This window comes from Actinomyces bouchesdurhonensis (assembly GCF_963540955.1).
GTDB lineage: Bacteria > Actinomycetota > Actinomycetes > Actinomycetales > Actinomycetaceae > Pauljensenia > Pauljensenia bouchesdurhonensis.
Map to the genome: position 1 here is coordinate 1 of NZ_CAUTSL010000085.1, position 5,606 is coordinate 5,606.

The following is a 5,606-nucleotide window of genomic DNA, read 5'->3' on the forward strand; positions in this document are numbered from 1 at the left end:
ACATCATCGGCATGCTGGCGGCCGGCATCGGCGGTTCTTTCTCCACGGTCTCTTCGTTCCCCGATTGGGCGCAGCACGCGGCGCGCCTGTCCCCCGCCTACTGGGCGATCACCGCGATTCACGAGGTGAGCCTGGACGGGGCGAGCCTTGCCGACGTCGGGGTGCGGATCGGCGTCCTGTGGGGTTTCTTCGCGGTGATCGCGGGGCTGGCACTGATACAGTTCCGGTATCACAGGGAGTAACGACCACCGAAGCGGAGAGCCCATGCCGTCGTCACGTCAGCGCGCACTATCGCGAGACATCATCTTGTCGAGCGCGCTCGACCTGGTGGACGAGGAGGGGCTCTCCGCTTTGTCTCTGCGGTCCTTGGGTAAGCGCCTCGGCGTCTCCCAGGCCGCTTTTTATCGCCATTTCCCCGACAAGGCGGCGCTCCTGGAGGGTATCGCCGAGCAGGTCTGGCGCCTCACGTTCGAGGCCTTCCTGGCCCGCGTCGACGACGGGGCTGTCGACGCGGAAGCGAGGCCCGCGCACGAGGCATCGGAGCCGACCGAGGGCGCCCCGGCCTCGCCCCTGCTCGCCTACATGCGCGCCTACGCACAGTGCCTGGCGGCGACGCTGCGCTCCCACCCGGGCGCGGTCATGCTGCTGCTCACGCACCCGATGTCGACGCCCGAGCAGCTGTCGCTCCTGGCGCGCGTGTTCGTGACGCTGGCGCGGCGCGGTTTCACGCCGAACGCGGACATGCTGGGTCTCGTCAACGCGGTGTCGATCTACACGACGGCGTTCGTCGCCGCCGAGGTCGTTCCCCCGGTGGGTGGCTCCCCCGAGCGCCCGGTCGATCTGTCGGCCGCGAGCGCCGCGCTTGATCCCGAGGACGCGCAGGCGCTGCGCCCGCTCATCGAGGATCTCCTGGACGGCCGCTACGATTTCAACGCCCAGTTTGAGCGTGGCCTGGAGGCGATCCTGCGCGGCTGGGAGTGAGGCTAACGGGCCAGTTCTTCGACCTCGCGCACGATGCGCTCGGCTCCGCCCAGCGAGGTTAGTTCCGCGCGCAGCCCTCGGATTCCCGAGGCCAGGGCCGGTTCATCGACGAGGCGGCGAGCGGCGCGTGCGATGAGAGCCGGCTTGGGCGCGCGAACGGTCCGGCCGCAGCGCGCGTTTTCCACGGCCTCGGCATTGAATTGGCGCTCGAATACTCGACCGGGGACGACGACCTGCGGGACCTCACGGGACAGGGCATCCATCACCGAGTTTTGCCCGCCGTGATGCGCGAAAACCTGGGTTCGCGGCAGGAGCTCGGCAACGTCGAAGCGGGGCGCGCAGGTTACCGTGTGGCCACCTGCGACCTGGGTGGCCACGGGCACTCCCGCGACGTAGACGTCGCATCCGAGGGCCTCGGCGAGCTCTCGCCCGGCGCGCACGGCCACGCCCGCGGGGACGCTGCCCGCGCCGAGGTAGACGAGGGCACAATCTCGGGGTCTACCCGTGAGGGCGGGCGGCTCGTCGAGGAAGCCGCAGTAGACGGCCCGCTCCCCCACCCGCGGTTCCAGGGTCGGGCAGCTCGGGATGAAGCGCCGACGCATCCCCTCGAGAACGGTCAGGGACGAGGCCGGGGCGGGCATTCCCATGTCGCGCAGCAGGCGTCGAATTCCCCCGGATTTACGCGGGTGGGAGGCGTAGGCGGCGGTCGTCGGCTGCGAGCCGCTGCCCACGCACGGGATGCCCTCGGCGCGGGCGGCGATGACGGCGGCGAGGCTGAATTCGGAGTAGACGACGTCGGGGCGCGAGGCGCGCATGTGGGCGCGAAGGACCTCGACGGCGGCGCGCGTGTAGCGTTCGTCAAGAGCACCGGTCAACCAGAGGACCTCCTCGAAGCTGCGCACGGGCTTGCGGCCCATGAGGCCGAGGCGTGAGGCCAGGGGGAAGGTGTGGCGGGCGATGGCCTCGGGAAGGCCGAGGGGTGAGGGTACCGGGATCTCGAGCGTCGGAGCGATGGGATCGGCGCAGTTGCCGTCGTCTCCCCAGGCCAGGGTGACCTCGTGGCCGCCATCCCGGAAGGCGCGGGCGACGCGCTGCGCACGCGACCACGGCCCGCCCATCCGCGAGCGGGCGACCATGGGAACGACAAGAACCTTCACGATTCAAGGGTACGCGGAGCACTGTGGTCAAGGACAGAAGAATCGATAGCGCACGCACTTTCAATAAGCGCCCACTGAAGATCCGACTCAGGTGAACTTAGAAAATGACCTCCAACTTAACGAAACCAAATCTAACGAGCTGCAAGCACCATCCCCATAGTAAGGACAAACGCATCGAATCCCGATAGAGGCACATACACCCCATCAACACACGTGACATGCCTCACATAAATCGAAAAGTATATCACATTGTGCAAAGATGGGGTTGTAGGCGACGGCAATCGCCCACAACCCCACTGGGGATGGTTCACAGCAAACCTGAGAGCAATACAGGGCCGAAGGTAGTGATCATCGCCGCCAGTACTGCGCATACTGCTTCGACGATCCGCACCTTTTGAGCTGCCGTAAACCGTTTACTACGGTTTTCCATAGCTCCCTCACCTCCTTTCATCACGTGCTTGGCTAACGTCATCTAGTGTGTAAGCAGTGACTCCCAGGAGGGATACAGTCATCCTAGCACCCCATCTCGCCCCGCAGAATTTCGCCACGCCTTTTGATCGAATGTGATATGGCGGTTACCGACTGCCCCATTCCTCCAAGCTGTATCATCGCGCACACACCGACGATCCGATCGACTGTCACCACGCACGCCGTTTGGCGCACAATCCTTGAGCAGCAGTTCTACGCCCCCCTAGTACCAACGCCTGATCGACGTAACATTGCGAGCATTACCCATAGCGTTGTCTGTGGCAAAGTCGATGGGATCTGTTTAGGAGGCCACCCACGCCCTCGGCAAGGGGTGGATCGCCGACGAGGCCCTGGCAATTGGCATCCTCTGCGCGCTACGCCACGAGAACGACATCGCGGGAGCGATGACGTTCGCCGCCAACCACGGCGGAGACTCGAACAACACGGCGGCAATCGCGGGAATGCTCGTCGGAGCACGAATCGGTTTCAATGCGATCACCGACAGGTTCGTGGACAGGCTCGAGCTCGTCGACGTCATCCTCGAGCTGGCAGACGACGTCACCACGGACTGCCCAATGTACGATTGGGGCCCACGCAATCCAGTGTGGGAACACAAGTACATCCACAGCGACTACGCCTATTGGCGCACGCGGAACCCGAACATCGGAAAAGCCCCAAAAGAGGAAAGTGACTAAGGATGGAGCATCCCTAGTCAGTTCACCACAAGTCGCGAGCCTTTAGTCGAGCTCAGTCAGAATAGCCTCGATCTCGTCCGTCAGCGCATTTTGCTGCGAGGCCGTCAGAAAGTGCGATGTCCGGATAATGACCGTACCCAACACCTTGTGTGACCCCGTATCAAACACTCCCTGTCCATCGAAGCTCGCCAGGTAGCCATTTCGCTTATTAGCATCCTCGACGGTTCGATAGACCTCAATACACCCTCCGCTGTCAGTTCCAATCTGAATCGAAGGAAGCGTTGAATCGACACCCTCGACACCCTCTACGCCACTGAAATGAAAGTAGACTGCCGCCGTGTAGCCTCCAGCCTTGTTCAGCTGTTTGTTGGGGTCATTGGCTTCGGTGACAGACTCAATGTCTGACACCCCAGGCACCTTCCCAAGACGCGACACCACGAAATCTTGGGAAGGGGCCGTCACCTGACGAAGCTGGCGAACGCTCTTGTCGAACGCTTGTGAAGCTTCCGCGAGGGTCTTGGACGTGGCGGAGTAGTCGAGCGGCTGATTAAGCGCCTCGGTCGCCGCCTCAATATCGGAGGTCGACGAGGGCATCTCGGGAACTGCCCTGAGCGCAAGGCCAGCGTCGGCCAATGCAACCGTCAGAGCGTCTTGCGTCGCCACATCAAGCGGCTTGTCCCCCTTATCGAGCGACTGCTGAGCGGCATCAATCTCGGTTTGCAGCGCACTGTTCTTCTCCTGCACCTGTGCAGCTGCCACCTCGAACGCCTTGACGGCCCGATTATGAGGAGCAATGACAAACACGTAGACGCAGGTGACAACAGCAACGAGTGCAAGAACACCTGCAGCAACGAAGTACTTGACCCTCCCCGTCTTCTTCGAGGTTTCCGCCACTACTTCCTCGACTCCACTCATTGCAACGCTCCTTCACGTCCATCTATCGCCGCGCGATCATCATTGTTCTTTGGGTGACAGTGCCCCGGCATCGTTTTCTCCACGACTAGTGGTCCCGTACCCCAAGTACAGACTACTACCTTTTTCGGTATTTAATTACCAAACAATGTCATCATTTCAGAACGGCTTGTGCCCACCCGTTTTCTAGCGCCAGCGGCGGTCATCGATGCGATCTGCTCACTAAACGGCCAACCACACCCAGGCCTCGTTCATAGTCCCCACCACGAGGCCGGGGCTAAGCGCCGGGAACAACCCGCTGCAACATCGCTGCCACCCCATATCTCACCCAAGCGCGCGCCCGCAGCGCGCCCAGGCATCGACCGAGGAAGGGCGACCCTGAACACCGATAAGGTCGAGGACGTCGACTGAGCGGCTACACCACTAGCGGCCCAGGCGCTTGACGAAGCGGAACATGTAGTCGGCCTCGCCCATCGGCTCGCCCGCTCCGCGGGGATGCGAGGTGTCGGGGTGATGTTCGTTGAAGAACTCGACGATGTGGAAGCCGCACTTGTTGACGTAGAAGTGGATGTTGCGCACCTCGAAATAGGGCGTCACCAGGGTCCATTCCCTCACCTGCGGGTGGGCGGCCTCGATGGCGAACCAGGCGCGCGTCCCCACTCCCCTGGAATGAACCGAGGCCTTCATCGCGAAAAGGAGAACCTCGCCTCGATGCCCGACGACAGTGAGGATGACGTTGCCCACGACTTCGCCGTCCTCAAGGATGCGATAGGCGAGCGCTCCCGGCGCATTCAGGGACTCCTCAATGTCGGACAGTGGGAGAATCGGCTGCGCCGTTGCACCGCCCTCGCTGGGACCAGCCGGAGGCTGCTCACGCGCGGCGAGACGCTCCCCCACGAAGGATCCCTGCGGGTTGCCCTGGAAGTGCTCGAAAGATTCCTGAAAGTCCGCGATCAGCGCAGGACGCTCGGTCTCAGTCAGGGGCACAAGCATGATCGTCATGGGCTCATCGTATCTGTAAACGGCTGCAAATCTGACAGCAGGGGTCTCTTTCCTCAGCATCCTGGAGATGAGGCCCAACGACGCGAGCCCCCGAGAGCCGAAGGGGTACATCATGGAACGCCTGCGCGCCATGCCATTCGTCATGCACATCATCAAGGTGCCCCCACTCGTTTCGACTACGTGAGCGGAACGCTCAAGGAGCGAGGCTTCTCCCCGCGCCAACACATCGAGTTCTGATCGCGGACCTAGCGGCCGAGACCGCGGACAACCCACACGCCCGAACGGGGACTCCCCTGACGCTCAAGCGCGCCTTCTTCTTTCAGTTGCGCGACCATACGCTCGGCGCTCCGCTTCGAGCACCCAAGATATTGCGAAAGCTGAGTGACAGTGG

At 62.7% G+C, this 5,606-nt stretch carries 4 protein-coding genes and 2 pseudogenes; 3 read left to right on the forward strand and 3 right to left on the reverse strand.

Annotation, left to right across the window (positions count from 1 at the left end; genetic code table 11):
• Both RYL44_RS09815 and RYL44_RS09820 read left to right on the forward strand, forming a co-directional pair.
• Positions 1-242 (forward strand): annotated as a pseudogene (locus RYL44_RS09815) (ABC transporter permease); the annotation flags it as partial.
• Positions 243-264: 22 nt separating this feature from the next.
• Complete coding sequence (locus RYL44_RS09820; protein ID WP_314975866.1) at positions 265-981, forward strand: TetR/AcrR family transcriptional regulator; 717 nt, start codon at positions 265-267, stop codon at positions 979-981.
• Positions 982-983: 2 nt separating this feature from the next.
• On the opposite strand, the gene RYL44_RS09825 is transcribed toward RYL44_RS09820, so the two are convergent.
• Positions 984-2,117: a glycosyltransferase gene (locus tag RYL44_RS09825; protein WP_314975869.1), complete on the reverse strand. Its 1,134-nt coding sequence runs from the start codon at positions 2,115-2,117 to the stop codon at positions 984-986.
• Between the two features lie 815 nt (positions 2,118-2,932).
• Between RYL44_RS09825 and RYL44_RS09830 the strand changes: the two are divergent.
• Positions 2,933-3,301 (forward strand): annotated as a pseudogene (locus RYL44_RS09830) (ADP-ribosylglycohydrolase family protein); the annotation flags it as partial.
• Positions 3,302-3,343: 42 nt separating this feature from the next.
• Here RYL44_RS09830 and RYL44_RS09835 read toward each other — a convergent pair.
• Together RYL44_RS09835 and RYL44_RS09840 are read right to left on the reverse strand one after the other, a co-directional pair.
• Positions 3,344-4,216 (reverse strand): hypothetical protein, encoded by an 873-nt coding sequence (locus RYL44_RS09835; protein ID WP_314975867.1) that lies wholly within the window; start codon positions 4,214-4,216, stop codon positions 3,344-3,346.
• A 420-nt stretch (positions 4,217-4,636) separates the two neighbouring features.
• On the reverse strand, positions 4,637-5,215 hold the full coding sequence (locus RYL44_RS09840) for a GNAT family N-acetyltransferase (protein WP_314975868.1): 579 nt from the start codon (positions 5,213-5,215) through the stop codon (positions 4,637-4,639).
• Between the last annotated feature and the right edge of the window lie 391 nt (positions 5,216-5,606).

Coding starts and splice junctions, on each gene's coding strand:
- RYL44_RS09820 (WP_314975866.1), top strand. CDS start 265: ATGCCGTCGTCACGTCAGCGCGCACTATCGCGAGACATCATCTTGTCG.
- RYL44_RS09835 (WP_314975867.1), bottom strand. CDS start 4,216: ATGAGTGGAGTCGAGGAAGTAGTGGCGGAAACCTCGAAGAAGACGGGG.
- RYL44_RS09840 (WP_314975868.1), bottom strand. CDS start 5,215: ATGACGATCATGCTTGTGCCCCTGACTGAGACCGAGCGTCCTGCGCTG.
- RYL44_RS09825 (WP_314975869.1), bottom strand. CDS start 2,117: ATGGTCGCCCGCTCGCGGATGGGCGGGCCGTGGTCGCGTGCGCAGCGC.